We start from the raw sequence: 17,799 nt of genomic DNA on the forward strand, positions 1-17,799 counted from the left end.
CGGACCCGGAAATCGTCTGCGACATGCCGACTGCATGGTTGGGGCGCCAGGATTCGAACCTGGGAATGGCGGTACCAAAAACCGCTGCCTTACCGCTTGGCGACGCCCCATCCGCGCGCCTCATAGCCCTCAGCCGGGTGGCGCGTGAAGCCCCCCACCCCAGCGCCACCACGCGGCGGGCAGGCGCCCCGCCGCCTCCGCGGCGCCGGCGGCCTGCGCGAACAGGCCGAAGCAGGTCGCGCCGGACCCGCTCATGCGCGCCAGCAGGCAGCCCGGCAGGGCGCGAAGCGCGTCCAGCACCTCGGCCACCGGCGGGCACAGCCCGATCGCCGGCGCCTCCAGGTCGTTGCGCAGCGCGCCCAGGTCCCGCGCCAACGCCGCGGCATCGGCCCAGCCGGCCGGCAGCGCGGCGGGTGCGGAGAAATCGCCGTCGCGCGCGCGGAATACCGCGGGCGTCGCCAGCGCGACGCGCGGATTGACCAGCACCAGGCCGAAGGCCGGCAGGCGCGGGGCCGGCGCCAATGCCTCCCCGATGCCGCCCATCCGGCAGGGGCGGCTCGCGACGCAGGCCGGCACATCGGCGCCGAGCGGCAGGGCGAGCGCGGCCAGCCTTTCCTCCGGCCAGCCCAGCCCCCACAGGCGATTCAGCAGCCGCAGCGCCGCGGCGGCATCCGCGCTGCCGCCGCCGATCCCGGATGCGACCGGCAGGTGCTTGTCGAGCGCAAGGCCGACCGGCGCGGACACGCCCGCGGCCTGAGCCAGCGCGCGGGCGGCGCGCAGGACAAGGTTGTCGCCCTCGGCCGCCAGCGCGCCCGCCTCTGGCCCCGCCACGGCGAATCCCTCCCCCGCGCGGGCCCGCACCACGTCGCCCACCCCGGCGAAGACCACCAGGCTGTCGAGCAGATGGTATCCGTCCGGCCGCCGGCCGGTGACGTGCAGGTGAAGGTTGACCTTGGCCGGGGCGGCCTCGGCAGCCCAGGCGCTCAGCGGCGGTTCTCCGCGACCGGGTTCTGCGGCAGGCCGTCGCGCAGCTTCGCTTCGATCTTCGGCCCCTCGTCGCCCTCGGGCCCGAGGGCGAGCGCGCGGCGCCACTGGAACTGCGCTTCGCGCCGCCGGCCCGCCGCCCAATAGGCGTCGCCCAGGTGGTCGTTGATGACGCTGCTGCGCGGTTCGAGTTCGACCGCGCGTTCCAGCCAGCGGATCGCGCCCGGCAGGTCGTTCAGCTTGAACAGCGCCCATCCCAGGCTGTCGGCGATGTTGCCGTCCTGCGGGCGGAGCGCCACGGCGCGCTCCAGCATCCGTCGCGCCTCGACGAGGTTCTCGCCGCGCTCGACCCAGGTGTAGCCCAGGTAGTTGAGCACATAGGGCTGCTCGGGGCTCAGCTCGAGCGCGCGGCGGAAATCCGCCTCGGCCTGCGGCCAGCGGCCGGCGCGCTCCAGCGCGATGCCGCGGCTGTAGAACAGCGGCCATTGCGCCGGGGCGGGGGTCGCGATGCGGCGCAGGGCCTCGTCATAGGCGGCGACCGCTTCTTCCCAGCGGCTGCGGGCACGGTACAGGTCGCCCAGGCGCATATGCGGCTGCGGGGCGGCCGGGCGGGCCTCGGCGATGCGGCGCAGCTGGGCCGCCGCCTCCTCCACCCGGTCCATCCGGTCGAGCACGGTGGCGCGCCGCAGCCCGGCCGTGGCGGCAAGGGGATCGTCGGCCGGCACCTGGTCCAGCATCGCGAGCGCCGCGGCGTATTGCCGTTCATCGAGCAGCGCGTCGGCGGCCAGGAGGATGGCGGGCGCGAAGCCCGGCCGCAGCCGCAGCGACAGGCGCGTGAGCGCCAGCGAGAATTCCGCCGCCCCCTGCCCGCGCAGCGCGCCTGCCAGGGCGAGATGCGCCTCGGCCATGCCCTCGACCGGGGAGGCGACGGGCCGCGTCGCGAAGAAGTCCCGCCGCGCGGCGGCGCCGGCGGGCAGCATCAGCTCGTCCTGCCCGCGGCCGAGCATCTCGAGCAGGCGCTGCGCCTCCTCCTCCTTGCCGCCGCGGGCAAGGATGCCGCCGGAGATCTGCACCAGCCGCAGCGTCGGCGGCGTGCCGTCGCCGATGGCGATGCGAACAAAGCGCTCGGCTTCGCGCGACCGGCCGGCGAGGTCGGCGATCAGCGCCGCGTGCATGGCATAGAGCGCCCGCAGCCGGCCGCTTTCGGCGAGCGGCCGCAGCAGGGCGAGCGCCGGATCGGTCTGCCCCTTGCCGTGCAGCGTCCAGGCAAGCAGCAGCGGCTGCAGCAACTGGGCGGCACCCTGGCGCGGGAGGGCGCGGATGCGCGTCTCGGCCCGGTCCCAGCGCCCGGCCTGCGCATCCGTGCCGGCGATCAGCATCGCGGCCAGCGGATTGTCGGGCAGCCGCCGCGCCAGCCGCACGGCTTCCGGCCGGCCGTCGAGCAGCGTCGCGATGAAGGCGCGCTGGATCACCTCCGGCTGGTCGGGGTCGGCGCGCAGCACGGCGAGCATGGCATCGGCGGCCACGCGCGTGTCGGTTTCGGATGTCGCGAAGCGTCCGGCCAGGTAGGCGCCGAAGGCATTGCTGGGCGAAGGGGCGAAGCCCGCATGGTCGGGCGTTCCCTCGGCCGCGGCGCAGGCGCCGAGCAGGGCAACGGCAAGGAAGGCAAGTCGGCGCGGCGCGAAGGGTCGGCTCATGAAGTCATCCTAGCCGCCGCCGCTGCGCCGCACCACGCCGGATCGTGAAGCCTGGTCAGGGCGGATCCGCGACGACCGCCCGCGGCACCTGCCCGATCGCCATGGGCGACGGCTTGCGGCCGAAGATCCGGTCCATCACGTCCCGCGCCAGGGCGCGCGGGGCGTCGGCCGGCAGGCGCGCCTCGACCACCGCGAGATGCAGGTCGGCGACCCCGCTCGGTTCGGAAACAATGCGCTGGCCGGACAGGCCGAGGCGCCGCGGGCCCGCCTCCATGGCCGCGAGGCGCGCGAGCATGGCCTCCGCGCCCGCCGCCGCGGCCTCCGGCGCCTCGAACAGCAGCACGAAGCGGGTGTGCACGACCGCACCCTCCCGCCGGTCGGCCAGCATGGCGAAGCTCCAGGCCGGCATGGGCGGCAGGTCGGCGGCGGTCAGCGCCGCCAGCCTCTCCCGCATCGCCGCCATCTCCCGCGCCGGATCATCCGCCGGGCGCGGCGGGTCGAAGCCGAGGACCGTCGAGCCGTCGGGCAGATACAGTTCGGGCGTCAGCATGATGGCCTGGCTGAGCCCGCGACCATCCTCCCCGCCACCGGCGCCGCGCAGCAGGGCCAAGACCTCGCGCGTGTCGGCCAGCGTCTGCTGCGTGGCGGCGGCGGCCAGGGCCTCGTCCATCTCCGCCCAGTCGCGGGTGGCCAGCAGCAGGCCCGGCGCCGGCGCGGCGATGCGGAGCGAAAGGCCCATGCCGCCGCCGAGCGCCTCCGGGTTCCGGCGCCGGGCGAAGTCCAGGGCGAGGTCCTCGCCGCGCGCCAGCATCGGCACGCCATCGCGAACGGCCTCGGCGAAGCCCATCGGCGCGATCGGCCGGCCGAGGGCCGGCAGCGCGGGAAGCCGCGCGCCCGCCAGCAGGCGGAAGGCGTTGGGCACCTCGCCCTCCACCAGCAGCACCGCCTCCACGGCGTCGAAGTCGAAGCCGCTCGCCTGCGGCCAATCCGCGGCGACCATGGCGTTGAGACCCGCGAGGTAGGCGTAGCCGCGGCCGGTCGTCAGGGCCGCGAGCCGGTCGTGTCCCGGCCCGGCTGTCGGGCCCGGCGTGCCGGCGACCAGGTCCGCCCGCGCATAGGCCAGCAGCACGCGCCCCGGCGCGAGCACGGCCGGCGCCGGCAGCGGCGCGTAGCGCAGCATGGCCAGCAACGAGGTCTCGGCCGCCCGCGCCGGCAAGGCCAGCAGGACGACCAGGGCGACGATCAGGCGCAGCATCGCTCGCTCCGAAGTGTTCCGGCGCCCAGCCTGCGGTATCCCGCGCGGCGGGGCGAGCGCGGAATCGCCCGCCCGCCGCTATTCGATGGTGATGCCCGCCGCGCGGATCACGGCGCCGAGCTCCGCCACTTCCCGGCGCGCGAGGGCATCGAGCTCCGCGAGCGTCATGGCGGCGGTGCTTGCACCGGCCTGCTCGGCGCGCTGGCGCACGGCAGGCTGCTCGGCGACGCCGCGGATGGCGGCGTTCAGCCTTTCCTGCACCGCCCGCGGCGTCCCCGCCGGCGCCGCGAAGGCGAACCAGGCATCGAGGGTGAAGCCGGGCAGCCCCGCTTCCGCCGTGGTCGGCACATCCGGCAGGCCCGACGCACGCCGCGCGCTTGCCATCGCCAGCGCCTTCACACGCCCGCCCTGGATCAGCGCCACGGCCGAGGACGGGGTGGTAATGAACATCTCGACCCGCCCGCCGGCCACGTCCTGAAGGGCCGGCGCGGCGCCGCGATAGGGCACGTGGACCATCTCCGCGCCGATGGCGCGGGAGAAGAGCACGCCGCCGATATGCTGGATCGAGCCATTGCCCGAGGAGGCGTAGTTTAGCTTCCCCGGATTGGCGCGCGCATGGGCGATGAATTCGGCAAGCGTGTTCGCCGGCACGTTCGGGGCGACGAGGATGACGTGCGGGGCCATCGTCGCCATGCCGACTATCGCAAGGTCGCGGATCGGATCCCAGGTAAGGTTCTGCATCATCGCCGGGTTGCCGGCGTGGTAGCCGTTGTACTGCAGCAGCAGGGTGTGGCCGTCGGGCTGCGCGCGCGCGACCGCGTTGATCGCGATGTTGCCATTGGCGCCGGGCCGGTTCTCGATCACGACGGGCTGGCCGAGCGCGGCCTGCATGCCTTCCTGGAACAGCCGCGCGGCGAAGTCGGTGCCGCCGCCGGGCGGGTTGGGCACGATCACCGTGATCGGGCGGGTCGGGAAGGCGCCCTGGGCACGCGGCGCGGCGGGCAGGGCAAGCGCGGCGCCCGCGCCGAGCGCGGCGCGGCGGGTGATGCGGGTCATGGCGGTTCCTCCGGTTCTTCCGGCCCTGCGGCCGTCTTGGCGCGAACCATCGGCCAGCCATGCGCAGGCGGCAAGGTGGCATGGCTGGCCCGGCGGCGGGCGCGCGGCTAGGTTGGGCACCAAGATCCGAACCGCTGGAGGAATCCGCCAATGGCCTATCCGAACGTCCTGCTGCACGTGAACGGGGAGTGGCGCGCCGCGCGCTCCGGCAAGACCATCAACGTGCTGAATCCCGCGACCGAGGAAGTGATCGGCACCGTCGCCCATGCCGAGAAGGCCGACCTGGACGAGGCGCTCGCCGCCGCCGACCGCGGCTTCGCCACCTGGAAGAAGGTCTCGGCCTTCGAGCGCTACAAGCTGATGCGCAAGGCCGCCGACATCTTCCGCGCCCGCGCCGACGAGACGGCGCGGCTGCTGACGCTCGAGCAGGGCAAGCCGCTCGCCGAGGCGAAGGTGGAGGTGATGGCCGCCGCCGACATCATCGACTGGTTCGCCGAGGAAGGCCGCCGCGCCTATGGCCGCGTCATCCCGGCGCGCGCCGACGGCGTCTACCAGCTGGTGATCAAGGAGCCGGTCGGCCCCGTCGCCGCCTTCACGCCCTGGAACTTCCCGATCAACCAGGTGGTGCGCAAGCTGTGCGGCGCCGTCGCGACCGGCTGCTCGATCATCGTCAAGGCGCCGGAGGAGACGCCCGCCTCCCCGGCCGAGCTGATCCGCGCCTTCGTCGATGCCGGCCTGCCGCCGGGCGTGGCTAACCTCGTCTACGGCGTGCCGGCCGAGATCAGCGAGTACCTCATCGCGCATCCCGTCATCCGCAAGGTGACCTTCACGGGCTCCACCCCTGTGGGCAAGCTGCTCGCGGGCCTCGCCGGGCAGCACATGAAGCGCGTGACGATGGAACTCGGCGGGCATGCCCCGGCGATCGTGTTCGACGACGCCGACCTCGACCTCGCGGCGAAGACGCTGGCCGGCGCCAAGTTCCGCAACGCCGGGCAGGTCTGCGTCAGCCCGACGCGCTTCCTGGTGCAGGAGAAGCTGTATGACGGCTTCGTCGAGAAGTTCGTCGAGCACGCCAAGGCGCTGAAGGTCGGCGACGGCATGGCGGAAGGCACCACCATGGGCCCGCTCGCGCACGACCGCCGCGTGCCCTGGGTCGAGACCCTGGTGCTCGACGCGCAGGCTAAGGGCGGCAAGGTCCATACCGGCGGCAAGCGCATCGGCAACAAGGGCTATTTCTACGAGCCGACGGTGATGACCGACGTGCCGAAGGACGCCCGCGCGATGAACGAGGAGCCGTTCGGGCCGATGGCCATGATCTCCCGCTTCCGCGACCTCGACGAGGTGGTGGAGGAGGCTAACCGCCTGCCCTACGGCCTCGCCGCCTATGCCTTCACGCGCAGCGCCAAGACCGCGAACGCGGTCGCGAGCCGCGTCGAGAGCGGGATGATGACGATCAACCATCTCGGCCTCGCCCTGCCGGAAGTGCCCTTCGGCGGCGTGAAGGACAGCGGCTATGGCAGCGAGGGCGGGTCGGAGGCGATCGAGGCCTACCTGAACACGAAGTTCGTGTCGCAGGCGGGGCTGTAAGTAGGCGGGGGAGAAGGGAACTTCTCCCCCCGGACCCCTCCCTTCGGTGTCAAGGACGGGAGGGGGTTCGGGGGAGGTTCCCCGCCCCCGACCTTTCTTCATGCCCGAACCCGCCTGGCGCACCCTTTTCCGCGACCGCGACTTCCTTCGGCTCTGGACCGCGGGCTTCTGCATCTTCGTCGTCCGCTGGGTCGAAACCCTCGCGGTCGGCGTCTTCGCCTACAACGCGACCGGCTCGGCCTTCATCGTCGCGCTGCTGACGATGCTGCGGCTGCTGCCCATGGGCCTGTTCGGCGCCTTCCTCGGCGCCGTGGCGGAGCGGATGGACCGCCGCCGCGCGCTGCTGCTGATCATCCTCTCGCAGATGGTGACCTCCGCCGCGATCGCAGCGCTCGCGCTGGCCGACGCGGTGGCGGTGTGGCACCTGGCTGTCGCCTCCTTCATGAACGGGATCGCCTGGGCGTCGGACAATCCGGTGCGACGCGCGATGATCGGCCAGGTGGCCGGCCCGGCCCGGATGGGCCCGGCGATGTCGGTCGATGTCGCGACCAGCAACGGCAGCCGGGTGCTCGGCCCGACGCTGGGCGGCGTGCTGCTCGCCTCGGTCGGGCTCGACGGGGCCTTCCTGCTCGGCGCGCTGCTCTATGCGCCGGCGGTGGTCGCGGTGCTTCGCCTGCCGCCCGCCCCCACCCGCATCGAAGCCGGCCGCGCCTCGGTGCTGGCCAGCATCGCCGAGGGCTTCGGCTTCGTACGCCGGGAACCCCGGCTGGTCGGCGCGCTGCTGGTGACGCTGCTGTTCAACCTTTTCGGCTGGCCCTTCACCTCGATGATCCCGGTGATCGGGCAGGACCGGCTCGGGCTCGGCCCGACGGGCATCGGCGTGCTGGCGAGCATCGACGGCATCGGCGCCTTCGCCGGCGCCGTCACCATCGCGCTGTTCGCGCAGCCGACGCAGTACAAGGCGATCTATCTCGGCGGGATCACGCTGTACTTCGCCATGCTCGCGGCCTTCGCGCTGGCGACGGATCCCGTGCTCGCCGGCCTCGCGCTGCTGCTGACGGGCGTGGGCGGTGCCGGCTTCGCCATCATGCAGCCGACGCTGGTCTTCCTCGCGACGCCGCCGGAGATGCGCAGCCGGGTGCTGGGCCTGCTGTCCGTCTGCATCGGGCTCGGGCCCATAGGCTTTCTTTCGCTTGGTCTGTTGGCGGAATGGTTCGGCGCGCCGGCGGCGACGGCGGCGACCGGGCTGGCCGGGCTTGCCGCGCTGGCGGCGACGCGGCGCTGGTGGCGCCATATCTGAACGCAATAGGGCTCTCGCCGCCGGGCGGTGATGCCCGCTAGTCTCGGCCCCAGACATCATGACGAATGGACTCGCCCCGCTCTCCGCAGACAGCCGCTCGGCGCTCGCCCTGCGGGTGGTACGCCGTGCGATGCCGTCCGGGCCGGCCTGGCGCGCCTTCGCGACAGGGCTGATCGTCGCGCTCTCGCTCGTGCTGATCTGGGCGGTCGCGGTCGCGCTGGTGCAGCGCGCCGGACGCGACGCGGCCGAGAAGGCGCGCGCGCAGGCGGAAGTCGGCGCCGCCGCGCTCGAACAGTTCATGCTGCGCACCATCGAGGGGATCGAATCGACCTTCGCCTTCGTCGAGATGCGACGCGTGCTCGAGACCGCGGGCGACCGCCAGTCGGCCGACCTGATCGCCGCGCACCTGGCCGACATCGCGGCGACCAACCGGCTCGGCCTGGTGCAGATCGCCGATATCGACACCAACGCAACGCTGCGCTGGTCCTCGGCCAGCGCCTTCCCGCGCGCGGATTTCTTCGACCGGCAGGCCTTCCTCGCGCATCTCGGCGGCACGCGCGGCCTGCTGGTCGGCGTCCCGCAGATCGAGCCGATCAACCGCCGCTGGTCGGTGCAGTTCAGCCGCCGCATGGAGGACCGCAACGGGCGCTTCCTCGGCATCGCCGTCATGTCGCTCGATCCGGTGGCGCTGTCGCGCGACCTCGCGGAGATGATGCCCAGGCCGAACGACGTGATGTTCGTCGTCCGCCGCGACGGCACCTATGTCGCGCGGTCCCGCGCCACGCTGCGCGCCCTGGCGGAGGAAGTGGCGCTGGCCGCCCCGCTGCCCGGCTCCGGCGCCGCGGACTCCGCGCCGCTGGTCCTGTCGGCGACGCAGCCCGACCAGCGCGAGCGCTTCACCTCCTTCCGCATGGTCGCGGGCACGCCGCTGGTCGTGGGCACCGGCATCGACGCGGCCGAGGCGCTGGCCCCGGTGCGCGACTTCGCGCGGCTCGCGGTCGTGACCGCGCTGCTGACCAGCGCGCTCGTTGTCCTGCTCGCGCTCTATGCGCGCCGGCGGCATGAACGGCTGCACGCCCGGACCGAGGTGCAGGAGGCGCGGCTGGCCGAACGCGCGGCCGGCGCCGCGCGGGCGGAAATCGAGGCGTTGCTCGCCGGCTTGCCGGTCGCCGTCTATCGCGCGCGGATCCGGCGCGGCCGGGGCATGGAGGTGACCTACGCCAGCGCCGGCATGGCCGCGCTGCCCGATGCCGGGAAAGCAAGGCCGGAGGAGGACGACGCGCGGCGGGACTTCATCGCGCGGCTGCTGTCGGGACGGGACGCTGCGGTCGAATACCCGGTCACGCGGGCCGATGGCAGCGCGGTGTGGCTGCGCGACGCGGCACGCGTGGTGCTCAGCACCGAGGATGGCTGCGAGGTGGTGGGCTACCGCGCCGACATCACCGCCGAGCGCCGCCTTGCGGCCCGCGCGACGGAGGCAGCCAAGCTGGCGACGCTCGGGGAGATGGCGACGGGCCTCGCGCACGAGCTGAACCAGCCGATCACCGCCATGTCGCTCGGCGCCGACAACGCCGCGGACGCGCTCGAGGCCGAAGGCACGCGAGGCATCCCCGAGGCGCTCGAGACGCTGCGTTCGGTGGCCGGCCAGGCGGCGCGCGCGCAGACCATCATCGACCATCTGCGCGTGTTCGGCCGGCGCGACGCCGGGCCGCTCGGCGCGATCGAGGTCCGCAGCGCGGTGGACGGCGCGGTGGTGCTGGCCGGTGCCGCGCTGCGCGCGGCCGGCGTCGAGGTGGTGCGGTCCCTGCCGGACGACCTGCCGCCGGTGCAGGGGCAGCTCGTCCTGATCGAGCAGGTGCTCGTGAACCTCTGCCTGAACGCGCGCGACGCGATGCTGAAGCAGCCGGAAGGCCAGCGCCGCCTGGCCTTCTCCGCGCGCCGGGCGCCGGCGGGCGATCGCGTCCTGCTCGCGGTGCGCGACACCGGCGGCGGCATGCCGGAGGAAGTCGTCGGCCGCGTCTTCGAGCCCTTCTTCACCACCAAGCCGGTCGGCCAGGGAACCGGGCTCGGGCTGGCGATCTGCCACGGCATCATGGCGGCGCAGGGTGGCGCCATCCGCGTCGCGAATGTCGAAGGCGGCGCCGAGTTCACGCTGGAGTTCGCGATCGCCGAGCGCGAGGCGCCGGCGCCGGAGTCAGGCCTGCGGGACGCCCCGGCGCAGGAAGCCACCCACGTCGCCTGAGGGCATCGGCGCGCCGAGCAGGTAGCCCTGGCAGGCGTCGCAGCCCGCCTCGCGCAGCGCCTGGAGCTGCGCCGGCGTCTCCACGCCCTCGGCCACCGTCGTCAGGCCCAGCGCCGCGGTCAGCTGGATCATGCCGCGGAAGAAGGCGCGGTCGCGCTCGGTCCCCGGCAGGCGCTCGATGAAGCGGCGGTCGAGCTTCACCAGCGTCGCCGGCAGGTCGCGCAGCCGCGCGAGCGAGGAATGGCCGACGCCGAAATCGTCGATGGCGAGGCCGAAGCCCGCTTCCCGCAGCGCGGTCAGCGTCGGCAGGGCCTGCTCGGACAGCGCCTCGGTCTCGGTGATCTCGAGGCAGAGCGCGGAGGCGGGCAGGCCGGCGGCCGAGACCATGCGGCAGAGATCGACCGCGAAGTCCGGCGCCCGCAGCTGGGTGGGGGAGACATTGACCGCGACGCGGCCGAAGGGGAGCCCTTCCTGCCGCCAGGCCGCGATCGAGGCCAGCGCGTCGCGCAGGATGCGGCGCCCCAGCGCGTCCATCAGCCCGTAATGCTCGGCGACCGGCACGAGTTCGTCCGGGTCACAGCGGCCGACGGCGGGGTCGCTGAAGCGCACCAGCGCCTCGAAGCCGAGCAGCTGGCCGTCCGAGCAGCGGAGGATCGGCTGGTAGGCGAGCCCGACCTCGTCGTTGCCGCGCAGCGCCGTGCGCAGCGCGCCGGCAAGCTCGATGCGGCGCAGCGAGCCGTCGGCGCGCGCCTCCTCGGAGCTGGCGACGCGGTCGCCGCCGCGGGTGCGCGCGTTGCGGATCGCGGCCTCGGCGCCACGCAGGCAGGCGGCGCCGTCGCCCACGGGGCTCGCGGCATGGCCGACGCTGGCCGTGAGGAAGATGCGCACGTCGCCGCCGCCCAACTGCTGCGCCACCGCGCCGTGCAGCCGCGCCGCGAGGGCCGGCAGCGTCATGGCGGCCTCGCCCTCGACGAGGACGGCGAATTCATCGTCGCCGAAGCGGGCGGTCAGCGCGCCGCGCCCGGCGGCCTGCTGGATGCGGCGCGCCGTCTCGATCAGCAGCGCGTCGGCCGCGCGGGGGCCGAAGGCCTCGTTCACGCGGCGGAAGCGGTCGAGGTCGATCAGCACCAGGCCGCAGGGGTCCCGCCGCGGGGTCAGCAGCCGCTCGATCAGCGCGGCGCGGTTGGCGATGCAGGTGAGAGGGTCTTCCCCGCGCTGGCGGCGGGCCTCTTCCTCGGCTTCCGCGATGCGGGCGAGGCGGTCGCTCTCGGCCTCGAAGCTGCGGCGGCGGGCCAGGACGCGTTCCATCGCCGCCTCGACGGCGCTGGCGATCTCCCCGCTGCGCAGCGGCTTGCGGATGAAGTCGGAGGCGCCGATCCGCACCGCTTCCGCGGCGTCGTCGACCGAGGCATGGCCGGTGATGAGCACGACCTCCGGACGCATCCGGCTGTCGGTGGCGTTGATGCGGCGGGCGAGGGCGAGCCCGTCCTCCCCCGGCATGCGGATGTCGCTGACGACGACGCCGAGGTTGCCGCGCTCGGCGATGATGCGCGCCGCGCTCTCGGCCGAGGGCGCGAGGCTCACCTCATGCCCGCGTCGGCGGAGCGCCTTGCCGATCTGTTCGAGGACCACCGGCTCGTCGTCGACGACGAGAACTCCGAGTCCGGAACGGTCGTCGGTCGTTGCGTTGAGGAAGGCGGACGACATGGCGGAGTCCTGCGGCAAGCCTGATCACGACACGGGACCCGCCCCGAGTCGTGTTAATTTATTAAGACTTCTCTCGTATCTCAACAACCCCTTTTGTTAGGAGATTTCGCCTTTTCCGCGCATTCGGCGGTCTGAGGCCACACGCATCGCGTGCAGAAGAGACCCTCCGCAGCGGCGGAAAGTCGGCGCATGATGGTCCTGCCGAGCCCCGCGAATGGCGGGCGGCCGCGCGATTCGGCCGGAATGACGCCTCGGTGGGAGGACACCATGGACAGCATCCTGCCAGCCGCGCGGCGCTTGGGCGAATGTCTCAGAAATCGTAAAGCCACGATTGCGGTAGCGGAGAGTTCCGTCGGCGGGCTGATGTCCGCCGCCCTTCTCTCCCAGCCCGGCGCGTCGGCCTATTTCCTGGGCGGGGCGGTGGTCTACACGGCGGCCGCACGGCAGGGCCTGCTCGGCATCGGGCCGGCGGAGATGGAGGGCATCCGATCCGCCTCCGAACCCTATGCGCTGCTGATGGCGCGGACGGTGCGCCAGCGGCTCGGCGCCGATTGGGGCCTGGCGGAGACCGGCGCGGCCGGGCCGGCGGGCAACCGTTATGGCGACCCGGCCGGGCATGCCTGCCTCGCGATCGCGGGGCCGGTGGAGCGCGTGATCACGCTGCGGACCGGCTCGGCGGACCGGGCGGGGAACATGCGGGCCTTCGCCCTGGCCCTGTTCGCCCTGGCCGAGGAGGCGATCGGCTGATCCGGGCTTGCGCGATCCCGCATACGACCTGACCTTCTCCCGGAACGGACGGAGGGACGGGCGTGGGGCGGTTCAAGGGCACCGAGAAATACGTCGCTTCGCGCGAGCTGGAAGTGGCGGTGAACGCCGCCGTCGCGCTGCAGCGCCCGCTGCTGGTGAAGGGCGAACCCGGCACGGGCAAGACCGTGCTGGCGCAGGAGATCGCCAAGGCGCTCGGCTACCCGCTGATCGAGTGGCACATCAAGTCCACCACCAAGGCGCAGCAGGGCCTCTATGAGTACGATGCGGTAAGCCGCCTGCGCGACGGCCAGCTGGGCGACCCGCGCGTGCACGACATCGCCAACTACATCGTGCGCGGCAAGCTCTGGGACGCCTTCGAGGCCGAGCAGCCGGTGGTGCTGCTGATCGACGAGATCGACAAGGCGGACATCGAGTTCCCGAACGACCTGCTGCTCGAGCTCGATCGCATGCAGTTCTTTGTCTACGAGACGCGCAAGACGGTCGCGGCGCGGCACCGGCCCGTGGTGATCATCACCTCGAACAACGAGAAGGAGCTGCCGGACGCCTTCCTGCGCCGCTGCTTCTTCCACTACATCCGCTTCCCGGATCGGGAGACGATGGAGCGCATCGTCGAGGCGCATTACCCCGACATCCGCCGCGACCTGCTGCGGGAGGCGCTGAACGTCTTCTTCGAGATCCGCGAGGTGAACGAGCTCAAGAAGAAGCCCGCGACCTCCGAGTTGCTGGACTGGCTGAAGCTGCTGACGATCGAGGACATGCCGGCCGAGGCGCTGCGGTCCTCCGACGCGAAGACCACGCTGCCGCCGCTCTATGGCGCGATGCTGAAGAACGAGCAGGACGTCCACCTGTTCGAGCGGCTGGCCTTCCTCGCGCGGAGGCGCGGCCAATGAACGCGCGGCGCCGCGGCGGGTAGGGCGGTGTTCGCGCCCTTCATCCTCGCGCTGCGCGCGGCCGGCGTACCGGCCTCGATCATGGAGTACCTCGCGCTGCTCCGCGCGATGAAGGAAGGCGTCGCGGGCTTCAGCGTCGATGACTTCTACCACCTGTCGCGCGCCGCGCTGGTGAAGGACGAGCGGCATCTCGACCGATTCGACCGCGTCTTCGGGGAGATCTTCAAGGGGCTGGAATCGCCGCAGGGCGAGGCGCCCCGCGAGCTCCCCGTCGAATGGCTCCGCAAGCTGGCCGAACGCGTGCTCACGCCCGAGGAGATGGAGCAGGTCAAGGCGCTCGGCGACTTCGACACGCTGATGGAGACGCTGAAGAAGCGGCTCGAGGAACAGAAGGGGCGGCACCAGGGCGGTTCGAAATGGATCGGCACGGCCGGCACCTCCCCCTTCGGCGCGCATGGCTACAATCCGGAAGGGGTGCGGATCGGGCAGGAGTCCAGCCGGCACCGGCGCGCGGTGAAGGTGTGGGACCAGCGGACCTTCAGGGACCTGGACGAGGACGAGGCGCTATCGTCGCGCAACATGAAGGTGGCGCTGCGCCGGCTGCGCCGCTTCGCGCGCACGGGTGCCGCGACCGAGCTCGACCTGCCGGGGACGATCGGTGCCACGGCGCGCAACGGCGGATCGCTCGACCTGCACATGGTCCCGGAGCGCCACAACGCCGTGAAGGTGCTGCTGCTGATGGATATCGGCGGGTCGATGGACGACCACATCCGCATCTGCCAGGAGCTGTTCACCGCCGCGCGGTCCGAGTTCAAGCACCTGGAATTCTGGTACTTCCACAACTGCCTCTACGAGCGCGTCTGGCGCACCAACCGCCGGCGGCGGGAGACGGAGCGCCCGACGATGGAGCTGCTCCGCACCTACGGCCCCGACTGGCGGCTGGTGATCGTGGGCGACGCGACGATGAGCCCCTACGAGATCATCCAGCCCGGCGGCAGCGTCGAGCATTGGAACGAGGAAGCCGGGCAGGTCTGGATGAGCCGGGCCACGCGCCACTTCCGCAAGGCGGCCTGGCTCAACCCGGTCGATCCTTCGCATTGGCGCTACACCCAGTCCATCGGCATCCTGCAGCGGCTGATGGACAACCGCATGTACCCGCTGACGCTGGCGGGGCTCGAGACGATGGCGCGCGAGCTGGCGCGCTGAGGGAAGGAAACGATCATGGATGTGAAGCCCCGCCTGCCGCGCGGCCGCCAGTTCTTCGCCAATCCGGGGCCCACCAATATCCCGGATTCCATCCTCCAGGCGGTCGCGCATGTGACGGTCGACTTCAACGACCCGGCCTTCATATCGGTCTATGACGGATGCGTCGCCGGGCTGAAGCGCGTCCTCAAGACGGAGCAGGAGGTGTTCCTCTACACCGGCTCCGGCCACGCGGCGTGGGAAGCGGCGCTGGTCAATCTGTTCTCCCCGGGCGACATGCTGCTGGTGCCCGAGACCGGCTACTTCTCCGAATCCTGGGCGAAGATGGCGCAGGATCTCGGCCTGCGCTTCCGCACGATCGAGGCCGATTGGCGCCGCGGCGTGGATTTCGGCGCGCTGCGCGCCGCACTCGCCGCCGATTCGGGCCATGAGATCAAGGCGATCTGCGCCGTGCACAACGAGACGGCGACGGGCATGGTCCTGCCGCTGGCCGAACTGCGCGCCGCGCTCGACGCCACGGGCCATCCGGCGCTGCTGCTGGCGGACACCATCTCCTCGCTCGGCTCGATGGATTTCCGCATGGATGGCTGGGGCGTCGACATCGCGGTGGGCGGAAGCCAGAAGGGGCTGATGCTGCCGACCGGCATGTCCTTCACCGGCGTCTCGGCCAAGGCGATGGAAGCGCACAAGACGTCGACGCTGCCGAAATCCTACTTCAACTGGACCAACATGCTGACGCGCCGGCACCGGTCCTTCGTCGGCACGGTCCCGACCTCCCTGTTCTACGGGCTGCGCGAATCCATCCGGCTGCTGGAGGAGGAAGGGCTCGACGAGGTCTTCGCCCGCCATGCGCGGCTGGGCGAGGCGGTGCGCCGCTGCGTGCGCCACTGGTCGGGCAACAACGGGCCGACGCTGTTCTGCCTGACGCCGGACCGCTTCTCGGATTCCGTCACCGCGGTGCTGATGCCGGAAGGGCATGATGCCGACGCGGTCCGCCGCATCGCGCTCGGCACCTTCAACGTCTCGCTCGGCGGCGGGCTCGGGCGGCTCGGCGGCAAGGTGTTCCGCATCGGACACCTGGGCGACCTGAACGAGCCGATGATCCTCGGTACGCTTGCGTCCGTGGAGATGGCGCTGCGGCTCGCCGGCGTGCCGCACGCGCCCGGCGGGGTAAACGCGGCGATCGAATACTTAGCCGAGGCCGCCCGCGCCTGACCCCGGCTTGCGCCCGCGCAAGGCGGCGCGGGCGCGGCCGGTGGCAGATGGGCGCATGACCGGGACACCGCCGAAGCGCGGCGCCTTGCCGCCGCCCGCCGCACCCGAGACCGCCGAGGCGCGTCTCGGCCCCACCTTCCACACCTTCGACCGCGCGCTACGCGCGGCCGAGGCCCGCATCACCCAGGGCATGTCGCCAACCGCGATCAGCGGCGCCCTGCTCGACTGGGCTGTGCACATCGCGCGCGCGCCGGGCAAGCGGATGGAACTCGGCGCCCGCGCCTGGATCCAGGGACTGCGCTATCTCCTGTGGCTGCGGCACGCGATGGGCAGCAAGGCGCCCCCGCCGCTCGTCGCGCCGACCAACGGCGATACGCGCTTCACCGGGCCGGCTTGGCAGGCCTTCCCCTTCAACGCGATGGCGCAGGCGCATCTGCTGGCCGAAGCCTGGTGGCTGGAGGCGACGCGCGGCGTGCCTGGCCTGTCGCGCCGCCACGCGCAGCAGGTCGCGTTCATGATGCGCCAGGCGACGGACGTGCTCGCGCCGTCGAACCTGCCCTGGCTCAACCCCACCATCGCGCAGCGGACGCTTGCCGATCGCGGGATGAATCTGGTGCGGGGGGCGGAGAACGCGCTCGACGACCTGGAGCGCACGCTCGCCGGCGCGCCGCCGGAAGGAACGGAAGCCTTCCGGCCGGGCCAGGAGGTCGCCGTCACGCCGGGCCGCGTCGTCTTCCGCAACGAGCTGATGGAGCTGATCCAGTACGCGCCGACCACCGCGCAGGTTCATGCGGAGCCGGTGCTGATCGTCCCCGCCTGGATCATGAAGTACTACGTGCTGGACCTGAGCCCGGAGAATTCGCTCGTGCGCTGGCTGGTGGCGCAGGGCTTCACGGTCTTCATGGTCTCCTGGAAGAACCCGGATGCGCGGGACAGGGAGACCGGGCTCGACGACTACCGCCGGCGCGGGGTGATGGCGGCGCTCGACGCGGTCTCCGCCATCGTGCCGGACCGGCGCATCCATGCCTGCGGCTACTGCCTGGGCGGCACCATCCTCGCCATCGCCGCGGCGACCATGGCGCGGGACGCCGATGCGCGCCTCGCCTCGATGACGCTGCTCGCCGCGCAGACGGATTTCGCCGAGGCGGGCGAGCTGATGCTCTTCGTGGACGAGAGCCAGCTCGCCTTCCTCGAGGACATGATGTGGGACCGCGGCTATCTCGACACCCACCAGATGTCCGGCGCCTTCCAGGCGCTGCGGTCGAACGACCTAGTCTGGTCTCGGCTGATCCGCGACTACGTGCTGGGCGAGCGCAACGCGGTGACCGACCTGCTCGCCTGGAACAGCGACCAGACGCGCATGCCGGCGCGGATGCATGGCGAATACCTGCGCGGGCTGTTCCTCGAGAACCGGCTCACGGCGGGGCGCTACGCGGTCGAAGGGCGCGTCATCGCACTGTCGGACATCGGCGTGCCGATCTTCGCCGTCGGCACGCTGAAGGACCACATCGCGCCCTGGCGGTCGGTCTACAAGGTGTCGCTCTTCAGCGACACGGACGTGACCTTCGTGCTCACCTCGGGTGGGCACAATGCCGGCATCGTCAGCCCGCCCGAGAAGGACGGGCGGCATTTCCGCATCATGACGCGGCGGCACGACGACACCTATCTCGACCCGGATTCCTGGGCCGCCCAGGCGCCAGACCGCGAAGGTTCATGGTGGCCAGCCTGGGCGGAATGGCTCGCCGGCGCCGGCGGCACGGGCATGGTCCCGCCGCCGGAGATGGGCGCGCCGGCGCGCGGCCTGCCGCCGATCGAGGACGCGCCCGGGACCTACGTGCTGATGAAGTAAGCCTCCCCCGGGGGTGACGAGCCGGGCGGGCGCCCCTACGCTTCGG

General features: G+C 72.4%; 13 protein-coding genes and 1 tRNA gene. 8 read left to right on the top strand and 6 right to left on the bottom strand.

From position 1 onward, the window contains the following. Positions 1-35: 35 nt before the first annotated feature. From J5Y09_RS14910 to J5Y09_RS14930, 5 genes are all read right to left on the bottom strand, one after another. Positions 36-110: transfer RNA gene (locus J5Y09_RS14910), tRNA-Gln, on the bottom strand. 19 nt (positions 111-129) lie between these two features. Continuing rightward, on the bottom strand, positions 130-987 hold the full coding sequence (locus J5Y09_RS14915) for a 4-(cytidine 5'-diphospho)-2-C-methyl-D-erythritol kinase (protein WP_209352717.1): 858 nt from the start codon (positions 985-987) through the stop codon (positions 130-132). Next, positions 984-2,681 (bottom strand): tetratricopeptide repeat protein, encoded by a 1,698-nt coding sequence (locus J5Y09_RS14920; protein ID WP_209352604.1) that lies wholly within the window; start codon positions 2,679-2,681, stop codon positions 984-986. Before J5Y09_RS14920 ends, J5Y09_RS14915 begins: the two co-directional genes overlap by 4 nt. Before the next feature lie 55 nt (positions 2,682-2,736). Then, entirely contained in the window at positions 2,737-3,936 is a 1,200-nt protein-coding gene (locus J5Y09_RS14925) for a hypothetical protein (RefSeq protein ID WP_209352605.1), read from the bottom strand. 78 nt (positions 3,937-4,014) lie between these two features. Then, a complete protein-coding gene (locus J5Y09_RS14930; RefSeq protein WP_209352606.1) occupies positions 4,015-4,992 on the bottom strand; it encodes a Bug family tripartite tricarboxylate transporter substrate binding protein in 978 nt (325 codons plus the stop codon). Between the two features lie 150 nt (positions 4,993-5,142). Here J5Y09_RS14930 and J5Y09_RS14935 point away from each other — a divergent pair, with 150 nt between their 5' ends. The 3 genes from J5Y09_RS14935 to J5Y09_RS14945 all read left to right on the top strand — a co-directional run bounded on the left by J5Y09_RS14935 (position 5,143) and on the right by J5Y09_RS14945 (position 10,121). After that, positions 5,143-6,579, top strand: a complete 1,437-nt coding sequence (locus J5Y09_RS14935; RefSeq protein WP_209352607.1) for an NAD-dependent succinate-semialdehyde dehydrogenase — start codon at positions 5,143-5,145, stop codon at positions 6,577-6,579. A 100-nt stretch (positions 6,580-6,679) separates the two neighbouring features. Continuing rightward, positions 6,680-7,879, top strand: a complete 1,200-nt coding sequence (locus tag J5Y09_RS14940) for an MFS transporter (RefSeq protein ID WP_209352608.1) — start codon at positions 6,680-6,682, stop codon at positions 7,877-7,879. A 58-nt stretch (positions 7,880-7,937) separates the two neighbouring features. Beyond that, positions 7,938-10,121 carry an ATP-binding protein gene (locus tag J5Y09_RS14945; RefSeq protein WP_209352609.1) on the top strand — a complete coding sequence of 728 codons (2,184 nt, stop codon included), beginning with the start codon at positions 7,938-7,940 and terminating at the stop codon, positions 10,119-10,121. On the opposite strand, the gene J5Y09_RS14950 is transcribed toward J5Y09_RS14945, so the two are convergent. Then, positions 10,074-11,828: a putative bifunctional diguanylate cyclase/phosphodiesterase gene (locus J5Y09_RS14950; protein WP_209352610.1), complete on the bottom strand. Its 1,755-nt coding sequence runs from the start codon at positions 11,826-11,828 to the stop codon at positions 10,074-10,076. The two genes, J5Y09_RS14945 and J5Y09_RS14950, sit on opposite strands and share 48 nt — an antisense overlap. Before the next feature lie 267 nt (positions 11,829-12,095). Between J5Y09_RS14950 and J5Y09_RS14955 the strand changes: the two genes are divergently transcribed. The 5 genes from J5Y09_RS14955 to J5Y09_RS14975 all read left to right on the top strand — a co-directional run bounded on the left by J5Y09_RS14955 (position 12,096) and on the right by J5Y09_RS14975 (position 17,753). Continuing rightward, positions 12,096-12,575: a CinA family protein gene (locus J5Y09_RS14955; protein ID WP_209352611.1), complete on the top strand. Its 480-nt coding sequence runs from the start codon at positions 12,096-12,098 to the stop codon at positions 12,573-12,575. Between the two features lie 62 nt (positions 12,576-12,637). Beyond that, complete coding sequence (locus J5Y09_RS14960; RefSeq protein WP_209352612.1) at positions 12,638-13,486, top strand: AAA family ATPase; 849 nt, start codon at positions 12,638-12,640, stop codon at positions 13,484-13,486. Between the two features lie 27 nt (positions 13,487-13,513). Next, positions 13,514-14,692 (top strand): vWA domain-containing protein, encoded by a 1,179-nt coding sequence (locus J5Y09_RS14965; RefSeq protein ID WP_342451487.1) that lies wholly within the window; start codon positions 13,514-13,516, stop codon positions 14,690-14,692. Positions 14,693-14,707: 15 nt separating this feature from the next. Further along, the gene (locus J5Y09_RS14970) at positions 14,708-15,904 is read left to right on the top strand and encodes a pyridoxal-phosphate-dependent aminotransferase family protein (protein ID WP_209352613.1); all 1,197 of its coding nucleotides are present in this window, start codon (positions 14,708-14,710) and stop codon (positions 15,902-15,904) included. A 55-nt stretch (positions 15,905-15,959) separates the two neighbouring features. Continuing rightward, on the top strand, positions 15,960-17,753 hold the full coding sequence (locus J5Y09_RS14975; RefSeq protein ID WP_209352614.1) for a PHA/PHB synthase family protein: 1,794 nt from the start codon (positions 15,960-15,962) through the stop codon (positions 17,751-17,753). The last annotated feature ends 46 nt before the right edge of the window (positions 17,754-17,799 follow it).

This window comes from Roseomonas nitratireducens (genome assembly GCF_017813355.1).
In the GTDB taxonomy this organism is placed as follows: Bacteria; Pseudomonadota; Alphaproteobacteria; order Acetobacterales; family Acetobacteraceae; genus Neoroseomonas; species Neoroseomonas nitratireducens.

Bases quoted from the DNA above. Each gene is read 5' to 3' on its own strand.
- J5Y09_RS14920 (WP_209352604.1), bottom strand. From the start codon at position 2,681: ATGAGCCGACCCTTCGCGCCGCGCCGACTTGCCTTCCTTGCCGTTGCC.
- J5Y09_RS14925 (WP_209352605.1), bottom strand. From the start codon at position 3,936: ATGCTGCGCCTGATCGTCGCCCTGGTCGTCCTGCTGGCCTTGCCGGCG.
- J5Y09_RS14930 (WP_209352606.1), bottom strand. From the start codon at position 4,992: ATGACCCGCATCACCCGCCGCGCCGCGCTCGGCGCGGGCGCCGCGCTT.
- J5Y09_RS14935 (WP_209352607.1), top strand. From the start codon at position 5,143: ATGGCCTATCCGAACGTCCTGCTGCACGTGAACGGGGAGTGGCGCGCC.
- J5Y09_RS14940 (WP_209352608.1), top strand. From the start codon at position 6,680: ATGCCCGAACCCGCCTGGCGCACCCTTTTCCGCGACCGCGACTTCCTT.
- J5Y09_RS14945 (WP_209352609.1), top strand. From the start codon at position 7,938: ATGACGAATGGACTCGCCCCGCTCTCCGCAGACAGCCGCTCGGCGCTC.
- J5Y09_RS14950 (WP_209352610.1), bottom strand. From the start codon at position 11,828: ATGTCGTCCGCCTTCCTCAACGCAACGACCGACGACCGTTCCGGACTC.
- J5Y09_RS14955 (WP_209352611.1), top strand. From the start codon at position 12,096: ATGGACAGCATCCTGCCAGCCGCGCGGCGCTTGGGCGAATGTCTCAGA.
- J5Y09_RS14970 (WP_209352613.1), top strand. From the start codon at position 14,708: ATGGATGTGAAGCCCCGCCTGCCGCGCGGCCGCCAGTTCTTCGCCAAT.
- J5Y09_RS14975 (WP_209352614.1), top strand. From the start codon at position 15,960: ATGACCGGGACACCGCCGAAGCGCGGCGCCTTGCCGCCGCCCGCCGCA.